Annotated in this window: 17 protein-coding genes, 1 pseudogene and 1 riboswitch; of the genes and pseudogenes, 12 read left to right on the top strand and 6 right to left on the bottom strand. The window is 64.1% G+C overall.

Features of this window, described 5'->3' with window-relative positions; translation table 11 throughout:
* The first annotated feature begins 18 nt into the window (after positions 1 to 18).
* The 5 genes from Q9451_RS16865 to Q9451_RS16845 are packed head-to-tail and all read left to right on the top strand — an operon-like array spanning position 19 to position 6,363.
* On the top strand, positions 19 to 1,338 hold the full coding sequence (locus Q9451_RS16865; RefSeq protein ID WP_012272295.1) for an LLM class flavin-dependent oxidoreductase: 1,320 nt from the start codon (positions 19 to 21) through the stop codon (positions 1,336 to 1,338).
* A gap of 9 nt (positions 1,339 to 1,347) precedes the next feature.
* Positions 1,348 to 2,955: an ABC transporter substrate-binding protein gene (locus Q9451_RS16860; RefSeq protein WP_012272296.1), complete on the top strand. Its 1,608-nt coding sequence runs from the start codon at positions 1,348 to 1,350 to the stop codon at positions 2,953 to 2,955.
* The gene (locus tag Q9451_RS16855; protein WP_012272297.1) at positions 2,952 to 3,911 is read left to right on the top strand and encodes an ABC transporter permease; all 960 of its coding nucleotides are present in this window, start codon (positions 2,952 to 2,954) and stop codon (positions 3,909 to 3,911) included. The genes Q9451_RS16860 and Q9451_RS16855 overlap by 4 nt, the downstream gene beginning before the upstream one ends.
* A complete protein-coding gene (locus tag Q9451_RS16850) occupies positions 3,908 to 4,750 on the top strand; it encodes an ABC transporter permease (RefSeq protein WP_012272298.1) in 843 nt (280 codons plus the stop codon). The genes Q9451_RS16855 and Q9451_RS16850 overlap by 4 nt, the downstream gene beginning before the upstream one ends.
* Positions 4,747 to 6,363: an ABC transporter ATP-binding protein gene (locus Q9451_RS16845; RefSeq protein WP_012272299.1), complete on the top strand. Its 1,617-nt coding sequence runs from the start codon at positions 4,747 to 4,749 to the stop codon at positions 6,361 to 6,363. The genes Q9451_RS16850 and Q9451_RS16845 overlap by 4 nt, the downstream gene beginning before the upstream one ends.
* A gap of 118 nt (positions 6,364 to 6,481) precedes the next feature.
* Here the strand turns inward: Q9451_RS16845 and tenA are convergent, their stop codons facing one another.
* Together tenA and Q9451_RS16835 are read right to left on the bottom strand one after the other, a co-directional pair.
* The gene (tenA, locus tag Q9451_RS16840; protein WP_012272300.1) at positions 6,482 to 7,141 is read right to left on the bottom strand and encodes a thiaminase II; all 660 of its coding nucleotides are present in this window, start codon (positions 7,139 to 7,141) and stop codon (positions 6,482 to 6,484) included.
* A 2-nt stretch (positions 7,142 to 7,143) separates the two neighbouring features.
* On the bottom strand, positions 7,144 to 7,791 hold the full coding sequence (locus tag Q9451_RS16835; protein ID WP_012272301.1) for a TenA family protein: 648 nt from the start codon (positions 7,789 to 7,791) through the stop codon (positions 7,144 to 7,146).
* 79 nt (positions 7,792 to 7,870) lie between these two features.
* Positions 7,871 to 7,985: riboswitch (TPP riboswitch) on the bottom strand.
* Positions 7,986 to 8,236: 251 nt separating this feature from the next.
* On the opposite strand from Q9451_RS16835, the gene Q9451_RS16830 reads away from it, so the two are divergent.
* From Q9451_RS16830 to Q9451_RS16810, 5 genes are all read left to right on the top strand, one after another.
* On the top strand, positions 8,237 to 11,632 hold the full coding sequence (locus Q9451_RS16830; RefSeq protein ID WP_012272302.1) for an Ig-like domain-containing protein: 3,396 nt from the start codon (positions 8,237 to 8,239) through the stop codon (positions 11,630 to 11,632).
* Positions 11,633 to 11,693: 61 nt separating this feature from the next.
* On the top strand, positions 11,694 to 12,677 hold the full coding sequence (locus Q9451_RS16825; RefSeq protein WP_012272303.1) for an SCO family protein: 984 nt from the start codon (positions 11,694 to 11,696) through the stop codon (positions 12,675 to 12,677).
* A gap of 81 nt (positions 12,678 to 12,758) precedes the next feature.
* Positions 12,759 to 15,086 carry an EAL domain-containing protein gene (locus Q9451_RS16820; protein ID WP_345960689.1) on the top strand — a complete coding sequence of 776 codons (2,328 nt, stop codon included), beginning with the start codon at positions 12,759 to 12,761 and terminating at the stop codon, positions 15,084 to 15,086.
* A complete protein-coding gene (locus tag Q9451_RS16815) occupies positions 15,074 to 15,946 on the top strand; it encodes a phosphate/phosphite/phosphonate ABC transporter substrate-binding protein (protein WP_069942620.1) in 873 nt (290 codons plus the stop codon). The genes Q9451_RS16820 and Q9451_RS16815 overlap by 13 nt, the downstream gene beginning before the upstream one ends.
* 65 nt (positions 15,947 to 16,011) lie before the next feature.
* Positions 16,012 to 16,962, top strand: a complete 951-nt coding sequence (locus Q9451_RS16810; protein ID WP_012272306.1) for a site-specific integrase — start codon at positions 16,012 to 16,014, stop codon at positions 16,960 to 16,962.
* Here the strand turns inward: Q9451_RS16810 and Q9451_RS16805 are convergent.
* Both Q9451_RS16805 and Q9451_RS16800 read right to left on the bottom strand, forming a co-directional pair.
* Positions 16,952 to 18,061 (bottom strand): SMP-30/gluconolactonase/LRE family protein, encoded by a 1,110-nt coding sequence (locus Q9451_RS16805; protein WP_223296415.1) that lies wholly within the window; start codon positions 18,059 to 18,061, stop codon positions 16,952 to 16,954. The genes Q9451_RS16810 and Q9451_RS16805 overlap by 11 nt on opposite strands.
* A gap of 57 nt (positions 18,062 to 18,118) precedes the next feature.
* A pseudogene (locus Q9451_RS16800) lies at positions 18,119 to 18,598 on the bottom strand (SDR family oxidoreductase); the annotation flags it as partial.
* Between the two features lie 205 nt (positions 18,599 to 18,803).
* Between Q9451_RS16800 and Q9451_RS16795 the strand changes: the two are divergent.
* Positions 18,804 to 19,703, top strand: coding sequence for a LysR family transcriptional regulator (locus tag Q9451_RS16795; RefSeq protein WP_012272308.1), 900 nt, complete (start codon positions 18,804 to 18,806; stop codon positions 19,701 to 19,703).
* 6 nt (positions 19,704 to 19,709) lie between these two features.
* On the opposite strand, the gene Q9451_RS16790 is transcribed toward Q9451_RS16795, so the two are convergent.
* The gene (locus Q9451_RS16790) at positions 19,710 to 20,855 is read right to left on the bottom strand and encodes a glycerate kinase (RefSeq protein ID WP_012272309.1); all 1,146 of its coding nucleotides are present in this window, start codon (positions 20,853 to 20,855) and stop codon (positions 19,710 to 19,712) included.
* Between the two features lie 125 nt (positions 20,856 to 20,980).
* Complete coding sequence (locus Q9451_RS16785; RefSeq protein ID WP_012272310.1) at positions 20,981 to 22,078, bottom strand: sugar diacid recognition domain-containing protein; 1,098 nt, start codon at positions 22,076 to 22,078, stop codon at positions 20,981 to 20,983.
* Positions 22,079 to 22,241: 163 nt separating this feature from the next.
* Between Q9451_RS16785 and Q9451_RS16780 the strand changes: the two genes are divergently transcribed.
* Entirely contained in the window at positions 22,242 to 23,570 is a 1,329-nt protein-coding gene (locus tag Q9451_RS16780) for an MFS transporter (protein ID WP_012272311.1), read from the top strand.
* Positions 23,571 to 23,652 lie beyond the last annotated feature (82 nt).

The following is a 23,652-nucleotide window of genomic DNA, read 5'->3' as shown; positions in this document are numbered from 1 at the left end:
GGCGCCAGGAGAACCTTTATGAGCCAAGGCCAGCTTGTTCTCGGCGCCTTTATCCCCGGTACCCTCAGCGGCAGCGCCTGGCGTCTGCCCGAAGCACCGCTGGACACGTTCAGGCAGCTCGAGCATTACCAGTACATCGCCCGCAAGCTGGAGGCCGGGCGCTTCCACTCGCTGTTCTTCAACGACACCCTCGATGTCAAACTCGACCTGGCCTTGCAGCGCGGCCCCAACAGCGTGCGCTGGGACCCGCTGATCCTTGCCCCGGCGCTGGCGGCCAGCACCCGGCATATCGGCCTGATCGCCACCGCCAGCAGCACCTACAACGAGCCCTACAACATCGCCCGCAAGTTTGCCGCGCTCGACCACCTCAGCGGTGGCCGCGCTGGCTGGAACCTGGTGACCTCGCTGGGTGGCGGCGAAAACTTCAACCGCCAGGAGCATGTCGAGCACGATGACCGCTACGCCCGCGCCGAAGAGTTCTACGATGTGGTCAGCGGCCTGTGGGACAGCTGGGCCGACGATGCCTTCGTTCAGGACAAGGCCAGCGGTACCTGGCTGGACATCGACAAGCTGCACGTGCTCAACCACCAGGGCGAGCACTTTCAGGTGCGTGGGCCCTTGAACGTCGCGCGCTCGCCGCAAGGCCATCCCGTGGTGGCCCAGGCGGGCGCCTCCGCAGCCGGCAAACGGCTGGCGGCGCGGGTGGGCGAACTGATCTTCACCGCCCAGCACACCCTGGAACAGGGCAAGGCGTTTTATCGCGAAACCAAGCAGGCCGCTGCCGGCTTCGGCCGTGGGGGCCACGAACTCAAGGTGCTCCCCGGCGTCGCGCCGGTGGTGGGCAAGACCCTCGCCCACGCCCAGGCCAAGTACGACCGCCAGCAGCAGTTGCTGGAGCCCAAGGCTTTTCTCAGCTCCATTTCGCGTTTCGCCAGCCTTGGCTACGACCTGTCGGAACTGCCGTTCGATGAGGTGGTGCCCCTGCCGCCGGAGCACTTCACCACCAACACCCACCAAAGCCGGCAAAAGCTGGTTTACGACCTGATCCGCCGCGAGCGGCCGACGGTGCGGCAGCTGTTCAACCAACTTACCTCCGGTGGCCACCGCATCCTGATCGGCACCCCGCAGAGCATTGCCGACGATCTGCAGGCGTGGTTCGAGGCCGGCGCCGCCGACGGTTTCAACATCATGTTCAGCGGCCTGCACTCGGCCATCGACGACTTTGTCGACGGCGTGGTGCCTGAGCTGCAACGGCGCGGGCTGTTCCAGCGCGAATACGCCGGCAGCACGCTGCGGGAAAACCTCGGCCTGCCTTACCGCGCCAACCGCTTTTTCTAAGGAGTGTTCATGTTCCGACCTTTGGCTTCATTGAGCCTGGCCATTGCCCTGGCCCTGGCCGGTTGCGACGACAAACCGGCGCAACCGGCCAGCAGCGCTGAGGCAGCCACCCCGCAGCAAGGCGGCGTGCTACGGGTAGCCTTTGACGGCGACCCCAACTGCATCGACCCGCAGCAGGCGGGCAACAACACTGCCCTCAACGTCGGCCGGCAACTGGTCGACTCGCTTACCGATCAAGACCCGCAAAGTGCTGCAATCGTGCCGTGGCTGGCCGAGCGCTGGGAGGTCAGTGACGACTCGCGCCAGTTCACTTTCCACCTGCGCGAAGGCGCCACCTTCGCAGACGGCAGCCCGCTGGATGCGGCGGCGGTGAAGGCTAATTTCGAGGCTATCGTCGCCTTGGGTGCCCAGGCGCAGCTGGCCAGTACCTACCTGGCCGGCCTGGATACCATTGAAGTGCTCGGGCCGCTTAGCGTGCGCATTGGTTTCCACCAACCCAACGCACAATTCCTCCAGGCCAGCTCTACCATGAGCCTGGGGTTGCTAGCCCCGGCCACCCTCAAGCGCTCCGCCGAGGAACGCTGCCAAGGTGCGCTGGTAGGCAGCGGGCCGTTCAATGTCAAGCGTTTCGAACATAACCGCCTGGTGCGTATCGAGGCCCGCCACGACTATGCCTGGCCATCGTCGTTGGCCGGGCACCCGGGCCGCGCCTGGCTCGACGCCATCGAGTTCCACATCCTGCCGGAATCCGGCGTGCGCCTGGGCAGCCTGTTGTCCGCGCAGATCGACGTCAACACAAGCGTGCCAGTGCAGGACGAGGCCGTGCTGCAAGCTCAGGGCGTGCCGTCGATCGCCCGTTCCAACCCTGGCATTGTCTTCAACCTGACACCCAACGAGTCGCACCCGCCGCTGGACGACGCCAATGTGCGCCGGGCACTGAACAAGGCCATCGACCGCAGCCAGTTGCAGGCGGTGATCTCGCGCTACCAGAAACCGGCCAGCTCGGTACTGGCCAGCAGCACGCCGTATTACCAAGACCTCAGTGCCAGCCTCGCCTTCGATCCCGAAGGTGCCGCCAAGCTGTTGGATGCTGCGGGCTGGGCCAAAGGTGCCGATGGCTGGCGCCAGCGCGATGGCCAGCGCCTGAGCTTCGCCCTCGACTACTGGCAGGCCACCACCCCGGTGCTGGAACTGGTGCAGCAGCAACTGCGCCAGGCTGGCGTGGAGCTGCGCCTGAACAAGTCCACCATTGGCCAGGTGAGCCTGCTGCAGAGTTCGCAAAACTACCAGCTGTGGTTCTTCAACCTGACCCGCGCCGACCCGGACGTATTGCGCACCGTGTTCCTTGCCGCAGGTCGCAACGTCAACGTGCGTGGCGCGCTGCCACTGGACCAGGCCCTGCTCGATTCGGCAGCCAGCCTGGATGCGCACAAACGTGGCGAGCTGATCGCTCAAGCCAGCCAGGCGTTACTGGAGCAAGGCCATGTCATTCCGCTGGTGGAGGCTGCAACGGTCACAGCGTTTCGCCATGCCGTGCGCGGCCTGCACTACGAAGCCTCGACCCGCCTGCAGTTTTATGACACCTGGCTGGCACAACCAGAGGCCACCAAACCATGACCACGCTGACTTATCGCCACGCCGTACCGTGGCGGCTGGCCCAGGCACTGCTGGTGCTGTGGGCTGCATTTTCCCTGTCGTTCGTCATCCTCTACGCGTTGCCCGGTGACCCGGTGGCGATCTTGCTGGCACAGAGCGGCGAGCCAGGCGCGGTAGACCCGGTAAAGGTGGCCGAATTGCGCGCTCGCTATCACCTCGATGGCAGCTTGTGGCAACAGTACGGCGGTGCACTCTGGCGCCTGTTGCAGCTGGACTTGGGCCATTCGCTGCAAAGCGGCAAGCCAGTGGCTCAGGCCCTGGCAGACGCGTTGCCCGCCACCTTGTCCCTGGCGTTCGCCGCACTGGCCCTGGCCGTGCCACTGGGCATCGGCTTGGCCCTGGCGGCGCATCAGGTACGTCAGCGCACGTTGCAGAGCGCTTTGCATAACGCCCCGGCCGTGGTGGTGTCGTTGCCGACCTTCTGGGTTGGCCTGGTGCTGTTGCAGCTGTTTTCCTTCCAGCTGCACTGGCTGCCGGCCATGGGCAATCAAGGCCCGGCCAGCCTGGTGCTGCCGGCGCTAACCCTGGCCCTGCCTTGTGCGGCGATGATCGCTCAGGTACTGGGACGTTCACTGGCCAGTGTCAGCCGCCAGCCATTCGTCCAGGCATTGCGCAGCAAAGGGCTAGGGCCTTGGCGCTTGTTGTGCGGGCACGTGCTGCACAATGCAGCAATACCGCTGCTGAGCCTGGCCGGCACCTTGCTGGGCAACCTGCTGGCCGGGGCGGTGGTGACCGAAACCGTGTTCTCACGTGAGGGTATCGGCCGCCTGGCCCAGGCCGCAGTGGCCAGCCAGGACATCGCCGTGGTTCAGGGTGTGGTGTTGCTGGCTGCGGCCTTGTACGTGCTGACCAACTTGCTGACCGACCTGTTCTACCCCCTGCTCGACCCACGTATTGGCCAAGGAGGCCGGGCATGAGCGTAAAAACCGCCTATGGCCTTGTACAAGCGAAACGCTGGCCTCGCCTGCCGCTGGCATTGAGTGTCGTCCTGTTCCTGCTGGTACTGGGCTGGGCCTTTTGGCCAGAGCTGTTCAGCCGCGCCGACCCGTTGCTGGCCGATCCCAGTCAGGCCTTGCAAGCCCCTTCCGCCCGGCACTGGTTCGGCACCGACCACCTTGGCCGCGACCTGTACGCGCGCTGTGTCCATGGCGCGGCGCTGTCACTGCAGGCGACCAGTATCGCCGTGCTGATCGCTTTGCTGGTCGGCAGTCTGCTGGGTGGCATCGCCGGCTGGTTCGGTGGCCTGGCCGATCGTGCGCTGGCAGTGCTGGTGGAGGTGCTGATGGCCATTCCCGCATTGTTGCTGGCGATGGCGATTGTCACGGCGCTGGGCTTCGGCACGCTGGAAATCGCCGTAGCCGTAGGGCTGTCATCCGTGGCCATCTTCGCCCGGCTGGCCCGCGGCGAAGTGCTGCGCTGGCGCAGCCGCAGCTTTGTCGAGGCGGCGCAGGTGGCCGGTGTGGGCAGCTGGTGCAACCTCTGGCGGCATGTGTTGCCGCACGCCGCCGGGCCGCTACTGGCCTTGGCCGCACTGGAGTTCGCCAGTGCCGTGCTGGCTGTGTCGGCGTTGAGCTTCCTCGGCTTTGGCGCACCGCCACCGCAACCGGAGTGGGGCCTGCTGATCGCCGAAGGCCGCAACTACATGGTCGTGGCCTGGTGGTACACCACATTGCCGGGCTTGGTGGTGGCCGCCGTGGTGCTGGCCACTCATCAACTCGCCCATGGGCTGCAACAGTTACAGGGAGATGTGCGATGAACACCCCATTGGTGCGTATCCAGCAGTTAAGCGTCGATTATCCAGGCAACCCGCAAGCCGCCGTACAGGCGCTGGACCTGGAAATTGCCGCAGGTGAAATTGTCTGCCTGGTGGGCGAGTCCGGTTCGGGCAAATCCACTACCGCTGCGGCCCTCGCCGGGCTGCTGCCAGCCGCGGCGCGGCAGCGAGGCCAACTGTGGCTGCAAGGCCAGGCGCTGGAACAATTTGCTGAACGTGACTGGTGCCAACGCCGTGGCCGCCTGGTCGGCTTCGTGCCACAAGACCCCGGCACCTCGCTGGACCCGGTCAAGACCATCGGTGCACAGCTGGTCGAAGCCATGACCGTGCATGGCGTGCCGGGCCGTGAAGCCGGTGCGCGCGGGCTGGCACTGCTGCAGCAGGTGGGCCTCAGGGATGCCAAGCAACTGTCCCGCCGCTACCCCCATGAGCTGTCGGGTGGCATGTGCCAGCGGGTGTTGATCGCAATCGCCTTGGCCAATGACCCACCGCTGTTGATCGCCGACGAACCCACCAGCGCCCTGGATGTCAGCGTGCAGCGGCAAATTCTAGACCGCCTGCAGCAACTGGTGCGCGCACGCGGCAGCAGCTTGTTGCTCATCACCCATGACCTGGCGGTGGCGCTGGACCGTGCCGATCGCATTCTGGTGATGCGCAACGGCCAACTGCTGGAGAGCGGCACGCCCGCGCAGTTATGGCATGCACCCAAGCATCCCTACACGCGGCAGCTGCTGGCGGCCTCACCGTTGGCACGCCTGCAGCAACGGCGTACTGGCCCAGCCAGCGCAGTTGGCGAACCCCTGTTGCAGGTCAGTGGCCTGATGCGGCGTTTCAACCGGCATGCCGCGCCGGTGGTCGACGGTGTCAGCTTCACCCTGCCCCGTGGCAGTACCACCAGCCTGGTGGGCGAGTCAGGTTCGGGTAAGTCCACCACTGCCCGCATCATCCTGGCCTTGGAGCAAGCCAGTGCAGGCAGCGTGTTGTTCGACGGCCAGCCAATACTGGGCGCCAGCCGGCGCCAATTGCATGCCTACCGGCGGCGAGTGCAACTGGTCTACCAGAACCCCTGGGCTGCGTTGGACCCTAGGCACAACCTGCTGCAGATCGTCAGTGAGCCGATGCGCGCCTTTGCCATTGGCGCGCGACGAGACGATCGGCAGCGGGTGCTGGGTTTGCTGGAGCGGGTCGGGTTACCCGCCGAGTTGCTGCTGCGTCGGCCTGGAGCGTTGTCTGGTGGGCAGCGCCAGCGTGTGGCTATCGCTCGTGCCTTGGCGGCTGAACCGGAGCTGCTGGTGCTCGATGAGCCGCTGTCGGCCCTGGATGCGCCCGTGCAGGCACAGGTGTTGGCGTTGTTGCAGCGTTTGCAGGCTGAGCTGGGGCTGACCTACCTGTTCATTTCTCACGACCTGGCGACGGTGCGCGGCATCAGCGATCAGGTGCTGGTGATGCGCCAGGGGCGGCTGGTGGACCAAGGGCCGACCGAGCAGGTGTTCGAGCGGCCCGCGAGTGACTACACGCGGAGCTTGCTGGAGGATATGCCAGGATTGGGCCGGGTATTGCAGGGGGAGCGGCCCTTGGTGCGTGAGGTGGGGTGAGCCTGCAGCGATTGGGTTGGATCACCGATGCTGGGGCTGCTTCGCAGCCCATCGCGACGCAAGGCCGCTCCTACAAGGGCCTTGTGCCGCGATGGGGGCGCAAAGCGGCCGTAACGGCCTACGCAGCCCCGTCCAACCCCATCTGCCAGAAATCCGCTTCCAGGCTGGACGCCTGGCCGAAAATCCCCACCAGCTCAGCAAACCGCTGCTCTGTCATGCTTCGCGCAGCCAGTTCATCCAGATGCTTGCGCGCGGCCGCCGCCACGCCTTGGTAGCCCTCCCCGGCATATTCGCCAATCCACTCGCGGTACGGGTGGTTGCTCAAATCGCCGATGCGTTCGGCCAAGGTTCGGCCGATCTCGGCATAGCCGATCACGCAAGGTGCCAGTGCCACATGCAGCTCCAGCAGGTCGCCGGCGGCGCCGCAGTCCAGCACGTAACGGGTATACGCCACCGTCGCCTGGTGCTCTGGTGCGGCCTCGATATCAGCCTGAGTCAACCCCCAGCGCGCGCACAGGCGCAAATGCAACTCGGTTTCGTCCAGGATCGCCGCCAGCCCGGCCTGCGCGGCACGGATGTCGGCCGGGCGGCGGCTTTTGTAGGCGGCCAGCGCCCAAGCGCGGGCGAACTGGATCAGAAACAGGTAATCCTGCACCAGGTAGGTTCGGAACGCTTGCTCGCTCAGCGTGCCCTCGCCCATCTGCCGCACGAAGTCATGGTCCACGTAGCGGTTCCACTGCGGCGCGGCAGCGGTCTTGAGGCGCTCGAAGATATCCATGCTCACTGGCCCTCCGGGTAGACGGCATCGAAGAAGGCCAGCTCCAACGCCACGGTGCGCTGGTAGAAGTCACTTGCCAGCGCGGCCTGTTGCGGGCCGACGCGGTCCAGCTCGGCCTGCAGGAAGGCGACGAAGTCCTGGAATGCCGGGTTGTCGTGCAGGGTGATCCACTCGGCATGGACGAAGTTTTCCGGCATCGGTTTCGGTGCCTTCAGCGCCCAATCCAGGTACAGGCCTTCGGCAACGTTGAGCACCGCCAGGGCCGCTGCGTAGGACCGGGTGGCTGCCGCTTCGCGCATGATCGCCTTGAAACCTGCGGTAGGCGCGGTATCGGCTGGTTCATTGCGTTGCGCCGGGCTGACATCCAGGGCCTCGAAGGCGCGCAGGAAGTACGTGTTCTCGTCGCTTGAGATCATCCCGGCGAAGCGGCCGAAACGCAGGCGGGCCTCGAACGTGTCGGCGGTGGCGATGGCCGCGCCCAGCAGGGTCAGGAAGCTGTCAAGAAAGCGGTGGTCCTGTACCAGGTAGTTGACCATGATCGGGTCCGGCAGGCTGCCGTCGCACAATTGGGTCACGAAACGGTGGCCAACGGCTGCCGACCAGGTCGGCTCGTTCTGGCGGTGCAGGGACTGGCTGAAACGTTCGGTCATGTTGCTGTCCTTGATGAGGGTGACAGCGAGACCTTGGCAGTTGGCATGGACTGGGCCTCGCAGTGAGGCCGGCAAAAAGGCAGGTTACAAGCCCCATCCCTTCGCCGGCATGATCCGGATCAGGTTCGAAGGGTCACCGCGCTGCAGTGTTCAGCGGTTTCTCAGCCCATTGCCGGGCTCCCCTTGGTGGCGAACAGGTATACCCCAGTGCGTCGGGGCTGTCACGCCCCGATCCACCCAGTGAGTGGGCATTGGGTCACCCGCTTTTGGGGACTTAGGCCCATTCTTGACGCGCCATTATTTAGCGCACCCTAGGCGCCGCAAGGTTTTGTATGACAAAGCATTACTGAAATACCTGTTGGCACAGCCGTTGCTCAGGCCCAAAGACCAGGCAAAACGCCATTGATGGCCCTCAGCCATACAGCCGTGAGCGAGGCATAAGGCAATGAAAACACCTGCCGTGATTCACCCGAACCGGTATGTATTCCAGCTCTCTTCCGTCACCGCGCTGATGCTCAGCCTTGGGCTGATCACGGCCATGGCGAGCCCGCTGGACGACAACAGCCCGCCACCGCCGACGGACCCCTCGGCCTACACCGACCAGCCGGACGACCCGACCCCGGCCTTGCTCAACCTGAGCACCTTGCCAGAAGCCAACGAAGGCTCGCTGGAGCTGACCGATGGCGTGTACGGCAACCGCGATACGGTGCGTACCGACAACGTGCTGCCACCCGCCTTGCAAACCTCGGACAGGTACCCCACCAACGGCAAGCCCAGCCCGTTGTTCGGTGCGCAACCCTTCACCCAGCAACTGCTGCTTTTCGAAGAGTTCGGCCCGGAAAAACTCGACCCGACACTGCCGCCGCCAGACCTGACCTTCCCGGTGCCCACCTTGGGCGCGGCCCCGGCTCAAGACCCCAACGTAGTGGCCCGCAGCGGCCCCAGTGGCACAGCACTGGAAGCTTTCCTCAAGCAACCGGGCCTGTACCCGTTCCCGACCCAGTTCTCCAACGTGCTTGATCGAAACCCGTGGAAAGCACAGATCGAGATGTTCCTCAACCGCCACCCGGTCGGTTCGCCCGCCGAAGGCCGTCCACCAGGAAAAGGCTGGTCGCACCAGCGCTGGAACGAGTTTTATCCGCAGGCGGCATTCAAGACCGCGCAGGCTGGCGCGCGCATCAACCTTGGCCTGCGCGATCGCAGGCAAATGCACAACTACACAGTCGGGGAATTCGCCCCAGGTGGCCTGTACTACCAGACCTCCGATATCCCGACCACGCTGGGCACCACCAAGGGCATCGATACCCGCTTCCACCCGAACTTCCCGCTGCAGAACCACAAGTCGCTGTGGACCTTCGACGGCACCTTCCCGCCCAAGCTGCTGATGGTGCGCTACGGCCAGCCGATCCTGATGCGCCACTACAATGCCCTGCCGATCGACCCGTCGGCCAACGGCGGTTTTGGCCTGCACACCATCTCGACCCACGAGCACAACGGCCATTCCCCGGCCGAAAGCGATGGTTTCGCCAACGCCTACTTCTTCCCCGGCCAGTACTACGACTACCGTTGGCCGGTGCAACTGGCCGGCTACGACACCATCAACACCCGTGCCCAGGACCCGCGTGCGGCCTTCCCCTGCTCGCCGGGCGAAACCCTGTTCGTCAACGACGGCACACCGGGCCTGAAAACCTGCCAGAACGGCAGCATCAAGATTCGCGGCGACTGGCGTGAAACCATGAGCACCCACTGGTTCCACGACCACATGATGGATTTCACGGCGCAGAACGTCTACAAAGGCAACGCCGTGATGATGAACTACTACAGCGCCCTGGACCGTGGCAACGAAGCCCTGCAGGACGGCGTCAACCTGCGCTTCCCCAGCGGTTCGGGCATGCCGTGGGGTAACCGTGACTACGACGTCAACCTGGTGATAGCCGACAAGGCCTGGGATGCCAACGGCCAACTGTGGTTCAACCCGTTCAACACCGACGGCTTCCTGGGTGATCAGATCCTGGTCAACTGGCAGTACCAGCCCAAACTCAAGGTGCGTGCACGCAGCTACCGCTTCCGTATCCTCAACGGCTCGGTGTCGCGCTACTTCAAGTTTGCCGTGGTGCGGGAAATTGCCGGCACCAGTGGCGAGTTCAAAGGCCCTTCCGGCTCCAACGTATCGTATGCCCGAGTGCCGTTCCACATGATCGCCAACGACGGCAACATCATGGAGCACGCCGTGCCGTTCGACGGCACCCTGGACCTCAACGGTGACGGCAACCTGCAGGACAACAACGGCATTCTGCCGCTGCAAGGCATCGCCGAGCGCTACGACATCATCATCAACTTCGCCAAGAACGGCATCAAGGCGGGCGACAAGCTGTACTTCGTCAACCTGGAAGAGCACCGCACGGGCAAGGGCCCGGAAGGCACCATTTCGCTGGCCGACGTACTGTCGGAAAAATACAAGGCGGTGATCAAGCAGACCAGCAAAGGCCCACAGTGGGATAAAGGCGACCCAGCGGTCGGCAAGTTCCTGCAACTGTTGGTGCAGCCATACACCGGCCAGGACCTGAGCATGGACCCGGTGGCCTACGAGCCAGCCAAGCCAGGCAAAGCTGCAGGCCTGAAAATGCTGCCGCTGCCCATTGATCGCAACTCGGCTACCGACCTGGCCAAGATCAAGGATGCCCGCCACCGTGAGTTCATCTTTGGCCGCTCCGATGGCACCGACACCACCCCCTGGACCATCAAGACCGACGGTGGCTTTGGCTACAGCATGGACCCACGGCGTATCAGTGCGGCACCGCAACTGGCCAACCAGTCCACCGACGGCGGCTTCAGTGGCGACGGCACCCTGGAAGTGTGGAAGATCAAGAACGGCGGTAATGGCTGGAGCCACCCGGTACACGTGCACTTCGAGGAAGGCGTGATTCTTAGCCGTGACGGCAAGGCCCCGCCAGAATGGGAAAAATGGGCACGCAAGGACGTATACCGTATCGGGCCGGATGCCGATTCTTCGGAAGAGGTGGAAATGGCCATCCGCTTCCGCGAATTCGCCGGTACCTACATGGAGCACTGCCACAACACCCAGCATGAAGACTCGTCGATGCTATTGCGCTGGGACATTGAACACCCAGGGCAGTTCCAGGTGATGCCGACACCGCTGCCAGGGTGGGATGGCGTGCAATACATGGCGTCGGTTGGCCTGCCGACCTTCCGCACCAAAGGCCATGACGACAACGACGACCCGGCCAACAAACCACCTGTGGCGGCTAACGACAGTGCTGCAACGACCGCTGGCAAACCGATCACCCTGAACGTGCTGGCCAATGACACCGACCCGGACGGCAACGTACCGCTGACCGTGACCGGCCTCAGCCAACCGGACTCTGGCCAGGGCACCGTCAGCACGGATGGCACCACGGTGACCTATACCCCACCGGCCACGGTCGAGACGCCGTTCACTGCCAGCTTCAATTACACCGCGCGTGATGCCAAGGGTGCCGAGTCGGTAACCCCGGCCACCGTCAGCATTGCCGTGAGCCCGGCAGCCGCGGTCGACCAGGTCCAGGTCACCAGTGCCACGGTGCAGGTGCGCAGTGGCAACCGCTACACCTGGGACGTGGCGGGCACGACTTCGGTGGCGACCGGCAACAGCATCAGTGTGACTGCAGCGTCTACCAGCGGCCCGCTGAATCTGGGCAATGCCACGCTGACGGTCGCCACCTCCGGTGCTCGCTGGAAGCTGTCGGTGACCACCACCGGCACGGGCCCGGCAACGCCGGCAACGGTGACCGTGAAATCGGCCCTGGGGCAAAGTGTGACGGTGCCGATCAGCATCAAGTAACCGACGCGTGAAACGGGGCCGCTGTGCGGCCCCACTTCAACCAAGCAACGAGGATCGCATCATGCACGGCTCATGGCGTTTCCTGCTGGTACTCGCGCTGTTCGCCGCCAGCATTCCATTTTGGCCACTGCAGCCGCCACAACCGGTAGCTGAAGAAGCCGCCACGCCCTGGGGTGCCAGCTATTTCCCCAACATACCCCTGCTGACCCAGGACGGCGAAAAAGTGCATTTCTTCGACGACCTGATCAGGGACAAGGTGGTCGCCATCAACTTCATCTTCACCGGCTGTTCCGATTCCTGCCCGGTGGAAACCGCCCGCCTGCGGCAGGTACAGAAAATCCTCGGTGACCGTGTCGGCAAGGATATCTTCCTCTATTCCATCAGCATCGACCCCTACAACGACACCCCCGCCACCCTCAAACGCTATGCCGAAAAGTTCGGCATAGGCCCTGGCTGGACGCTGCTGACCGGCGAACCCGACGATATCGAGCAACTGCGCCGCAGCCTGGGGCTGTGGATCGATGGCCTGGAAAACGGCCGCTCCAAAGACCACAACCTGAGCTTGATCATCGGTAACCAGGCCACTGGCCGCTGGATGAAGGCTTCGCCCTTCGAAAGCCCGTATATCCTCGCCGACCGTCTGGGCAACAGCCTGCACAACTGGAAGCAGGCCAGCGCCCTGGCCAATGACTATGCCCAGGCCCCGCAGGTGCGTCCGCCCAGCAGTGGCGAGCAGATCTTCCGCACCCGCTGCTCGTCCTGCCACACCTTGGGCAACATCGAGCCAGGCCAGCCAGGCATCGGCCCCGACCTGCTGGGCGTGACGCGTCAGCGTGACGCCAACTGGCTGACCCGCTGGCTGAAGGAGCCCGACCAGATGCTGGCCGAGAAAGACCCGCTTGCCATGCTGCTGTATGAGCAATACAACCGCTTGGCCATGCCCAACATGCGCCTCGGCGATGCCGAAGTCAGCGCATTGATGAGCTACATCGAAGAAGAAACCGCACGTCTGCAGACACCCGTGGCGAATAGGGAAAACCCCTAAAGGCGATTGGCCATCAGTCATTAGGTTGTCATCTTACTGTCGTATTTTCCGAACATCACCCAGGGTCGGGAACTATCAGCAGTGATACGCCGTTCGCTTTCCTCTTCCAGCCTTTTGCGGCTGCTGATCCTGATGCTCTGTGCAGCGACCCTGGCCTTTCTCTGGGGGTTGCACGTTACGCAGAAAGCCGCCGCCCGCCAGGATGCGTTGTCGGCCAAGGCCGCCGAACACCTGAACCTGGCCAGTATTGTCGGCGAAAGCCTGCGCCAGCTGGTTGACCGTGCCCAAGCGGTGGGCCGGGTTACCCAGGACGACATGAAAGTGCTGCGTCAAGGTAACTTCAGCCTGGCGCGTATCCTGGCTGAAGACCCGGTGTTCAAGCGCATGAGCCTGTACGATCGGCAAGGCCGGCTGCTGTCGGCCAGCCATGCCGACGAGGTCGCCGAGTTACCTGCCGATTGGTTGCGCCAGTTGCGGCGCCATGCAGGTCGCTACGGTTTCAAACCCTTCCTGCCAAGCATTCAGCCCCCCGGCCAACCCACCGCCCTGCCCACTTGGCGCTTGCCCTTTCTGCTGCCGCTGACCGACCCGGCCGGCCGAGAAATCGACAACATCCTGGTCGTGCAACTGGATATTGGGCACCTGGCAGTGCTGTTCCAGCATATCGACCTGGGCAGCAGCGGCCTGGTGCGCCTGCTGCAGGAAGACGGCCTGGAGCGGCTGCGCATCGATACCAGCGGCGTGGTGGTGGCTGGCGATTCATTGCAGCCCGAGCTGCCTGGCACTGACACTGAAGCGGGCATGATGACCCAGTACGTGGCGGGCGACGCTTACCAAAGCCTGTACCGCCATGTACCTGAGCGCGGCTTCAGTGTGGTGGTCAGCCAGCGCCAGGATGAAATCCTCGCCCCCTCGGCGCTGGCCTATTCCCGGCAGTTCTGGTTGAACCTGAGCATGACACTGATGATTCTTGCCAGCCTGCTATGGACCTTGCGCCTGCTGCGTAAACGCCAGGAGGCATTCGATGCGCTGGAACATGCCCAGCAGGTCAACCAGCAACTGATCGGGCGCCTCGAGGACGAACACCGGCGCAGCAGCCATGCCGCCGCCACCGACCACCTGAGTGGCCTGCACAACCGCCGCCAGTTCGTCGAGGTGGCCGGCCAGGCGCTGACGCGACAGCGTGGCAAGCGCCGGCTGATGGCGATCCTGTTCATCGACATGGACCGCTTCAAGTCGATCAACGATTCGCTGGGGCACAAGATTGGCGACCTGCTGCTACAAGCTGTGGCCGGGCGCATTCAGCGGCTGCTGGAACCCGGTGACGAGGCTTCGCGCTTTGGCGGCGACGAATTCGTGGTGCTGTTGGCCGGCGAGCGCAGCGAAGAGCAGATCAACGCCTGGGTTCGCGAACTGGCACAAAAACTGTCAGCCACTTACGCCCTGGATGGTCAGGAGGTCAACACCAGCCCAAGCGTTGGGGTGAGCATTTGCCCACGCGATGGCCAGGATATCGACAGCCTTATCCGCAGCGCCGACGCCGCGATGTATTCGGCCAAGCAGGCCGGGCGTGCGCAATACCGCTTCTTCGACCCTTCGCTGAACCTGGCCGACATCCAGGCCTTCACCCTCGAGCAGGCATTCGGCAGTGCCCTGGCCGAACGCCAGTTCGTGCTGCACTACCAGCCACAGATTCGCCTCGACACCCAGCAGGTATTGGGCTACGAAGCCCTTGTGCGCTGGGACCACCCAGAGTTCGGCTTGCTGTACCCGGACCGCTTCATCGACCTGGCCGAGCGCAGTGGTTTCATCGTCGAACTGGGCTGGGAGGTGCTGCGCCTGGCCTGTGAAGCGTTGTCGAGCTGGGATGCCCAGGGCCGGGAAACTCGGCTGGCAGTCAATGTATCCGCGCTGCAGTTGCGCCAAGGCGACTTCGCTGCCCGCCTGCTGAGCCAATTGCAGCATCACGGCATCGCGCCGCAGCAGTTGGAGCTGGAAATTACCGAAACCACCATCCTCGACCCCGAAGGCACGGCGGTGACCCATCTGCACACCCTGCGCGGTGCGGGCCTGGGCATCAGCCTGGACGATTTCGGCCGCGGTTACGCCGGTTTTGCCCACCTGCACTCGCTGCCGCTAAGCAAGCTGAAGATCGATCGGTCGCTGATTGCGGCACTGTCCAACAGCCATGACGACAGCCCTATCGTGTCCTCCACCATCATCCTGGCCAAACGCCTGGGCCTGGAAGTGGTGGCCGAGGGTGTCGAAACCCGTGAGCAGGTGGTGTACCTGAAGCTTGCCGGCTGCGATATCGCCCAGGGCTATCACTTCAGCCGACCGCTGTCGCCGGCACAGTTATGCGATTACCCGCCCTTCAACGGCGTCGAGGACAAGGCATGCGTGTACTGAAAACACTGGTATGCCTGATGGCGCTCAACCTGTCAGCCAATGTCGCGTTGGCCGATTGCACCCCGCACAGCCTGCGCCTGGCCGTTATCCCGATCAAAAGCGCCGAAGACATGACTCGTGAGCACCAGCCACTGTTGCAGCGCCTGAGTCAGGCGGCTGGGGTGCCGGTGGAACTGGTGATCGCGGCCTCCTACGAAAGCGTGGTGGATGCCATTGTGTCGGGGGGCGCGGACATCGCCCGGCTCGGCCCGGCTTCGTATGTGCTGGCACACCGTCGCGACCCGCGTATCGAGCCGTTTGCCACCTTTACCTTGAGTGCCGGCCCGTACACCCCGGCGGGCAACCATTACCAAGCACTGCTGTTGACCCGTGACGACACGCCAGAAGACATCGAGGCCCTACGGGGCAAGCGTGTGGCCCTGACCGACCCGGCTAGCACTTCGGGCAGCCTGGTGCCCAGCGTCGAATTCGCCGCCCGGGTAGGCATGCCCTTGTCGCGGTTCTTTGGCGCATTGGTGTATGCCGGTAATCACGACAAGGCATTGGAAGCCCTGCTGGAGGGCCGAGTGGATGCGGCGTTCGTTGCCAGCGAGCGCACCGATGCCTACCTGGCCCGGCACGCCATGGCGCCGACACGGCTCAAGGCACTGTGGCGCTCGCGGCCGATCTACTACGACCCATACGTGTTCAGTGCCAGCCTGTGCCCGGCGCTGAGGGCGCGTATTCGCCACGCCATGCTCGAAGACCCGCAGGCCCTGGCGGCGTTCGTGCAATCGCAGGATGCCAGTGGGCTGGTGCCAGTCAGCCAAGCCGAATATGCGCCGCTGCAGCGGATGATGGATGCCGCGCTGCCGCGCTGACCCTGGCATGCAATATCCCTTGATACGCGTTATGGTGTGCTCCATTACCCATCGACACCCGCACCATGACCGATATCGAGCGCTACCTTCGCGCCGCCACCCGTGACAACACCCGGCGCAGCTACCAGGCCGCCATCGAGCACTTCGAAAGCCACTGGGGCGGTTTTCTCCCGGCCACCGCCGAGAGCATCGCCCGCTACCTGGTTGACCACGCCGACCAGCATGCGGTCAGCACCCTGCGCCAACGCCTGGCCGCGCTCAGCCAATGGCACGTCGCCCAAGGCTTCCCCGACCCAACCAAGGCGCCGCTGGTGCGTCAGGTGCTGCGCGGCATCCGCACCCTGCACCCGACACCCCCCAAACAGGCTGCCCCGCTGTTGCTGCAACATTTGCAAACCGCCGTGACGTGTTTTGAAGAAGAAGCCCGCCAGGCCCGTGAACACCACGACCTGGCCGCCCTGCGCCGGGCACGTCGTGACAGCGCGTTGCTGTTGCTGGGGTTCTGGCGCGGTTTTCGCGGTGATGAACTGGCACGCCTGCGCATCGAGCACATCCAGGCCGAGGCCGGTGTCGGCATCACGCTGTTCCTGCCACGCAGCAAGGGCGACCGCGAAGCCTTGGGTGTGCAACATCGTACCCCTGCCCTCAAAGCCTTGTGCCCGGTCACGGCCTACCTGCAATGGCTGGAAGTCGCCGGCATTGCCCATGGGCCGGTGTTTCGCAAGCTCGACCGCTGGGGCAACCTTGGCGACAGCGCGCTCAACAGCAACAGCCTGGTCGGCCTGCTGCGGCGCATGCTGGAGCGTGCCGGGGTACCGGCGGCGCTGTATACCGGCCACTCGCTGCGGCGTGGCTTCGCCACTTGGGCAACCGCCAATGGCTGGGAATTGAAGTCGTTGATGAGCTACGTGGGCTGGAAAGACGCCAAGTCGGCGCTGCGCTACATCGACGCGGCGCAGCGCTTTGGCGAACTGGCCGTGCTACCGACCAGTCAGGCGCAACGGCTTATTCCTTGAAGCTGTGCCGGGCCACGCCGCCCGTTTCCGGGCGTATGGCATAAAGGTCGCCAGCATCGGGATAGTGGTGCAGGTCTTCGGGGCTCATGTCGAAGCGCGCGGTGCTGATGTACAAGGTGTTCATCCCCGGGCCGCCAAAGCAGCAACTGGTGGGGCACGGCACCGGCATCAACACCTGGTCGGTCAGGTGGCCGTGACGATCGTAGTGCAGCAGGCAACTGCCATGGTACTGGCACACCCACAACCCACCGTCGCGGTCCAGCGCCAAGCCATCCGGCCGCCCCAGTTCGGCGGGCGTTTCGGCAAACAGCGTAACCTCGCCCAGCCGGCCCTCGACGAGGTACTCGGCACGGTAGATCGCACGCGCCGCCGAATCGACGAAGTACACCGTGTGGCCATCCTGCGACCAGGCAATGCCAGTGGGCAACGCTATGTCGTCGTGGATCACCTGGTCGCTCAACTGCCCGTCGAAGCGGAACAATGCCCCGGTATTGCCACTGTAGGCATCGTCCATCAACCCGGTCACGAAGCGGCCTTGCGGGTCGCAGGCGCCGTCGTTGAAACGGTAGGTCGAGCGTGGATGGACCGATGCCGAATGCTGACACACCTTGCGTGATGGCACATCGAAGATGGCCACGCTGGCATCTTCGGTGAAGATCAGGTTACCCCGGTCGGTCAGTGCCAGGGCGCCAATGCGGGCGGCTGATTCGTAAAGGCTCTCGACTTCACCATCGGGCGTCAGGCAGTTGATGCGCCCGCCAGAAATATCGACGAAGTACAACACGCCGCTGCGCTCATCCCAGACCAGGCTTTCACCCAAGTCCGCGCGCGTGTTGGCGACTTTGACTGGCACGTAGTTGCATTCCTTGATGCGGTTCCAGCGCTCGGCCACCTGCGCCAGGTCGCTGGCCTGCACACGGCCCAGGTCTCGGGGGTAGCTGACGCCGCTGTTTTCGTTGAAACGTGTGGCGGTGAACTGGCCGTTGCTGGCGCGCAAGATGTAACCCGTGTCATGGCACAGCGCACTGGCCAGGTACAGCACGCCCGGCGTCACCCACTCGGGTTTCAGCTCTTCTGGCGGTTGGCTGATGCCCCACATGCGGGTCTTGGCCACCGGTGAAATGGCATTGACCAGGATGCCGTGCTCCTGGCCCTCCATGCTCAGGGCGTTCATGATACCGACCTGGGCCATCTTGCCAGCGGCATAGGCCACCAGGCCAGGCTGGGCATAGCGTTGGTACATGGCGCGGTCGGAGGTGGTCAGCACTATCCGCGGTGCTGCGGAGCGTTTGAGGTGTGGCCAGGCATGCTTGGCCAGCCACACCGGTGCCTGCACGTTGATGCCCAAGGCGCGCTGCAAGAAGGCGTCGTCCTGGGCCTCGATACGCTGATAGTCGACCCAACCGGCATTGTGGATGAGGATGTCCAGCGCACCGAAATGCGCGACGGCCAGCTCGACCAGTTGCTTGCAGGCGGCCTCGTTTTCCAGCTGCCCTGCGTGCCCAACCACCGCGAAGCCCTTGGCGCGCATGGCCGCCAGTGCGTGCTCGAGCGCCGAGGCGTCCTGCCCTTGCCCCGAACGGTCGGTGCCCAGGTCGCTGATCACTACCCGCACGCCGCGTTCGGCCAACGCCATGGCGTAGGCCAGGCCCAGGCCCTGTGCGGCACCTGTAATGACCGCAACTTTATTGTGGAAAGGGTCTGTAACGGGCATTTCTGGCTACCTTCAATTCTCCTTTTTACGATATCAACAAAAAAATCAATGACTTAATATTAAAAGCATGCAACTTTGATATCTCACAGATATCACCGCCAAATCGCCGTGCTGTTAGGAATGCAGGATGATCGAAACACGTTTGCTGAGGCAGTTCATCGCCGTGGCCGAAGAGCTGCATTTTCACAAGGCCGCCGAGCGCCTGCACATGGCACAACCGCCATTGAGCCAGGCAATCAACCGGCTCGAGGAAAAGCTCGGTTTTGGCCTGTTTCTGCGCAACAAGCGCGGTGTTCGTCTGACGGCGGCAGGTACAGCTTTTCTAGATACGGCTTACCGCACGTTGGCTGAGTTGGAACAGGGGATCGAGTACGCCCGCAATGTGTCCGCGGGGGTCAGCGGCAAGCTGACCATCACAGCCATTTCCATCGCCTATTATGACTCGCTGCTCAGCAGCCTGCGCAGCTTTCGCGAGACCTATCCAAACGTGCAACTGACCATCCGCGAGATGCCATCGGCCTCGCAGGCCAAAGCGTTGCTGGCCGGCGAGGCGGACATCGGCTTCATGCGCAGGTTGCCGCTGCCGGTGGGCACCCTTGAAGCACGGTTGCTGCTTGACGAGCAGATCGTCATGGCCCTGCCCGCAAGCCATCCGAAGGCTCAGCACGAAGAAATCGACCTGCGCGAGTTTGCCGAGGAAGACTTCGTCTTTACCCCGCAAGCACTGGGCGGCGGCTATCACGCGCAGTTGGTTGCCCTGTGCGAGGCGGCGGGTTTCTACCCAAAGGTGGTACAGGAGGCCGCGCAGATCCATACCCTGCTTGGCCTGGTGGCTTGCGGTTTTGGCGTGGCGCTGGTGCCGGAATCGTTTGCCAGTTCAACGCCGCGCGAGCGCGTGCGGTTTCGCCCGATCCGGCCGATCGATGATCAACCGGCCCCAGGCCTTGGGCTGTACATGAAGTGGAGCGCCCAGAACGCTTCGCCGGCGCTGGCCAACTTCATTGCCATGTTCAACACGCAGGCATAAGGCTTTCTAGGCGTGGCCTTGGGTCGCGCTACGCCACAGCCGCCCAATGTCGCAAGCCCGAGCCTGCAACAATTCAGCCGCATTGGCACACGCCTGTTCCAGGCTCATCGGCCCGCTGGCCAGGGCAAATGCAGCATCCACCCCATGGGCATACAACTGCTGATAGCCCTCACCCAAGGTCCCGGCCAGTACCACCACCGGCACTCCATGGCGCTTGGCCACTCGAGCCACCCCCATAGGGGTTTTGCCGCGCAGCGTCTGCGCATCGAAACGGCCTTCGCCGGTTACCACCAGGTCCGCGCCCTGTACCAGCGCATCGAGGCCGGCCAGCTCGGCCACCACCTCCACGCCTGGGCGGAACTGCGCGCCCATGAAGGCCCGCGCGGCGAAACCCATGCCACCTGCGGCGCCGCAACCCGGATAGTCACGTACATCTTCCCCCAGCAGCCGTGCACAATGGTCGGCAAAATGTCCCAGTGCCAGGTCCAGCGCCTGCACCTGCTGCGCGCTGGCACCCTTCTGCGGGCCGAAGATCGCCGATGCCCCGTTGACGCCGCACAGCGGGTTGTCGACGTCTGCGGCCACTTCAAATTGCACCTCGGCCAAGCGCGGATCGAGGTCGCTGGCATCGATACGTGCCAACTTGGCCAGGGCCAGGCCGCCCTCCTCCAGCGCATGGCCGTCGGTATCCAGCAGGCGCAGGCCAAGCGCGCGTAACATGCCACTGCCGGCGTCATTGGTGGCGCTGCCGCCGATGGCCAGCACCACCCGCTGCGCGCCAGCGGCCAGGGCCGCTGCGATCAGCTCGCCGGTGCCCCAGGTGCTGCTGCGGCATGCATCGCGCTGGCCGGTTGGCACCAATTGCAGGCCACTGGCCTGGGCCATCTCGATGATCGCCGTGCGACTTTGTGGCAACCAGCCCCAACCGGCCTCGACGCAGTGCCCCAGTGGCCCGCGCACGGCCTGACGGCGAAGTTCGCCATGGCTGGCAGCAAGGATCGCCTCCATGGTGCCTTCGCCGCCGTCGGCCATCGGGCACTCGACCCGTTCAGCGTCCGGCCACACTTGGCCAAGGCCCGCAGCGATGGCGCGGGCGACACCTGCAGCGTCGAGGCTGTCCTTGAACGAGTCGGGGGCAATGACGATCTTCATGGGGTTTCTCCTGTCCTGATGAGCGGCATGCTGACAGGTGCCCGCTTGGGTCGCCTCGGTCAAATGCACAAAACGCCGGGCAGGTTGTTTGGGCGGATGCCTTCGTGACGCACCCTGCTTGCGCTTCAGTCTGCCGGCAACAGCTGTAGCCCCAGGTACAAGCTAAGCATCCCTTCCATACGCAACGGGTCGACCTCGCCCAGTTCGGCAATCCGCTCCAGGCGGTAGCGCAGGCTGTTGCGGTGAATGCCCAGGGCATCGGCACAGGCCTGGCTCTGGCCGTCATGGGCACACCAGGCGCGTAGGGTGGTGAGCAACTGGCCACTGCCGTCCTTGCTGCGAATACGCTGTAGCGGCTCCAGCAGCTCATCCAGTGCGTCATCGTTGCGGTGGCGCCACAGCAGTGCCGGCAGCCGGTAACGCTGCAGGCTAAGCAAGCGTTGGGTGGGCAATACCTCGCGGCCATAGGCCAACAGGTCACGTACCCGGCGGTAACCCCGACGTACCTGCTCCAGGCTCTGAGCAACACTGCCCAGGGCCAGCCGTTCGACCTCCCAGCCATGGCGTTGCAGGCGCTCCAGCAGGCGCAGCTCATCCAGTGCTACTCCTGCCGGGCGGCACCACAACAACGACTGGCGCGCCGGGCTTACGCACCAGCTATCCGGGTATCGGCTCGTCAACCACGCGGCCAGCGCCTCGGCCGTTGACCCCGAGGCAATTTCAAACAGGCACGGTACCCGCGGTAGCTGGGGTTTCAGGCCAAGTTGGCGGGCTTCGTCAAGCAAGCGCGGGGAGTCACCGCTGCCGCCCAGCAACAGCGCCAGCAGGTCGTCACAGCGCTGCCTTCGCCACTGTTGGTCTGCCTGTAGATTGCGCTGGGCCAGCAGCATTTCGGCGGTCATGCGTACCAGTTCGCCATAGGTGCGCACCTGCTGCGGGTCACCGGTCAGGCCCAGCACGCCCATCAGCCGGCCATCGAGCATCAACGGCAGGTTGACCCCCGGCTGCACGCCCTTCAGGCATTTGGCTGCGTCGGTATCCAGCTCGACGATCCGGCCGTTGGCCAACACCAGCTGTGCCCCCTCGTGACGGGTGTTGATGCGCTCCGGTTCGCCACTGCCCAGGATCAGGCCCTGGCTGTCCATGACATTGACGTTGCACGGCAGGATGGCCATCGCCCGGTCAACGATATCCTGCGCCAGGTCATGGTCGAGTTCGAACATTGCGTGGTCCTTTAGGTGTTAGGCTTTTGGGCTCGGGCACAGCAGCTTGGGCCGAGCACTGTGCAAAAGCACAAAGACAGGCTAGCCGCAGTCCCCGAGACTCGTCAGGGCGAGCGCCGGAACAGGCGACGCGGCGAAAACCATAACAACAGAGAACCCGATCATGGCACACAGCCCCGCCCCTGACCAAGGCACGGACACCACCCGCAACGCGCTGTACCGGCGCATCACCCTGCGGCTGATTCCGTTCATTTTCATCTGCTACCTGTTCAACTACCTGGACCGCGTCAACGTCGGCTTTGCCAAGCTGCAGATGCTCGACGCCCTTAAGTTCAGCGAAACGGTGTACGGCCTTGGCGCTGGCATCTTCTTCATCGGCTACGTCTTGTGCGGTTTGCCGAGCAACCTGGCGCTCAACCGCTTTGGCCCACGGCGCTGGATCGCGCTGATGATGATCGCCTGGGGCAGCCTCTCCACCTGCCTGCTGTTCGTCACCACCCCAACCGAGTTCTACACCCTGCGCCTGCTCACCGGTGCCGCCGAAGCCGGCTTCTTCCCGGGTGTGGTGCTGTACCTCTCGCGCTGGTTCCCGGCGGCCCGACGCGGGCGCATCATGGCCCTGTTCATGTCGGCGATCCCGGTGTCGGGCCTGCTCGGCGGGCCGTTCTCCGGCTGGATTCTCGAGCACTTCGCCGCCGGCCAGCACGGCCTGGCCGGCTGGCAGTGGATGTTCCTGATCCAGGGCTTGCCAACTGTTGCACTGGGCGTACTGGCGGTGTTCCTGCTCAGTGACGGCTACCAGAAAGCCACCTGGCTGAGCCCGAGCGAACGCCAACTGATCGCCGCCGACCTGGAGGCCGATGCCGCCAGCAAGCCGACCACCACCGGTGACAGCGTGCTGGCGGTGTTGACCAACCCGCTGATCTGGACCTTTGGCTTCGTCTACTTCTGTATCCAGAGCGGCGTGTACGCGATCAACTTCTGGCTGCCATCGATCATCAAGGGCATGGGCTTCGACAACCCGCTGCTGATCGGCTGGCTCAGTGCCATCCCGTACCTGCTGGCCGGTGTGTTCATGATCCTTTGCGGGCGCTCGGCAGACCTGCGCAACGAACGCCGCTGGCACCTTGTGGTGCCGATGCTGATGGGTGCCGTCGGCCTGTTGATTGCGGTGAACTTTGCGGCTAACCCCACCATCGCCATTCTTGGCCTGTCGATCGCCACCATGGGCGCGCTAACCGGCCTGCCGATGTTCTGGCCAATGCCAACCGCGTTACTCAGTGCCGGTGCAGCGGTCGCGGGCCTGGCGTTGATCAACTCGGTGGGCCAGATGGCCGGCTTCCTCAGCCCTTACCTGGTGGGCTTCATCAAGGACCAGACCGGCTCCACCGACGCCGCGCTGTATTCGCTGGCGGCGCTGATCGTGCTGGGTAGCCTGGTGGCCTTGCGCGTTACCCGCGCGGGTGCGTTGAATACTGCACGGGCCAATTGAGGCATTGGCGGGTAAACCCGGCCCCACAGGGATACCACAACCTCAAAGACTGAGGTGATCCTGTGGGGTTGGGCCTACCCGC

The sequence above is a fragment of the Pseudomonas sp. NY8896 genome (assembly GCF_039634505.1).
The sequence above is the reverse complement of the archived record's forward strand: the minus strand, read 5'-3'. Positions and strand labels throughout refer to the sequence as shown.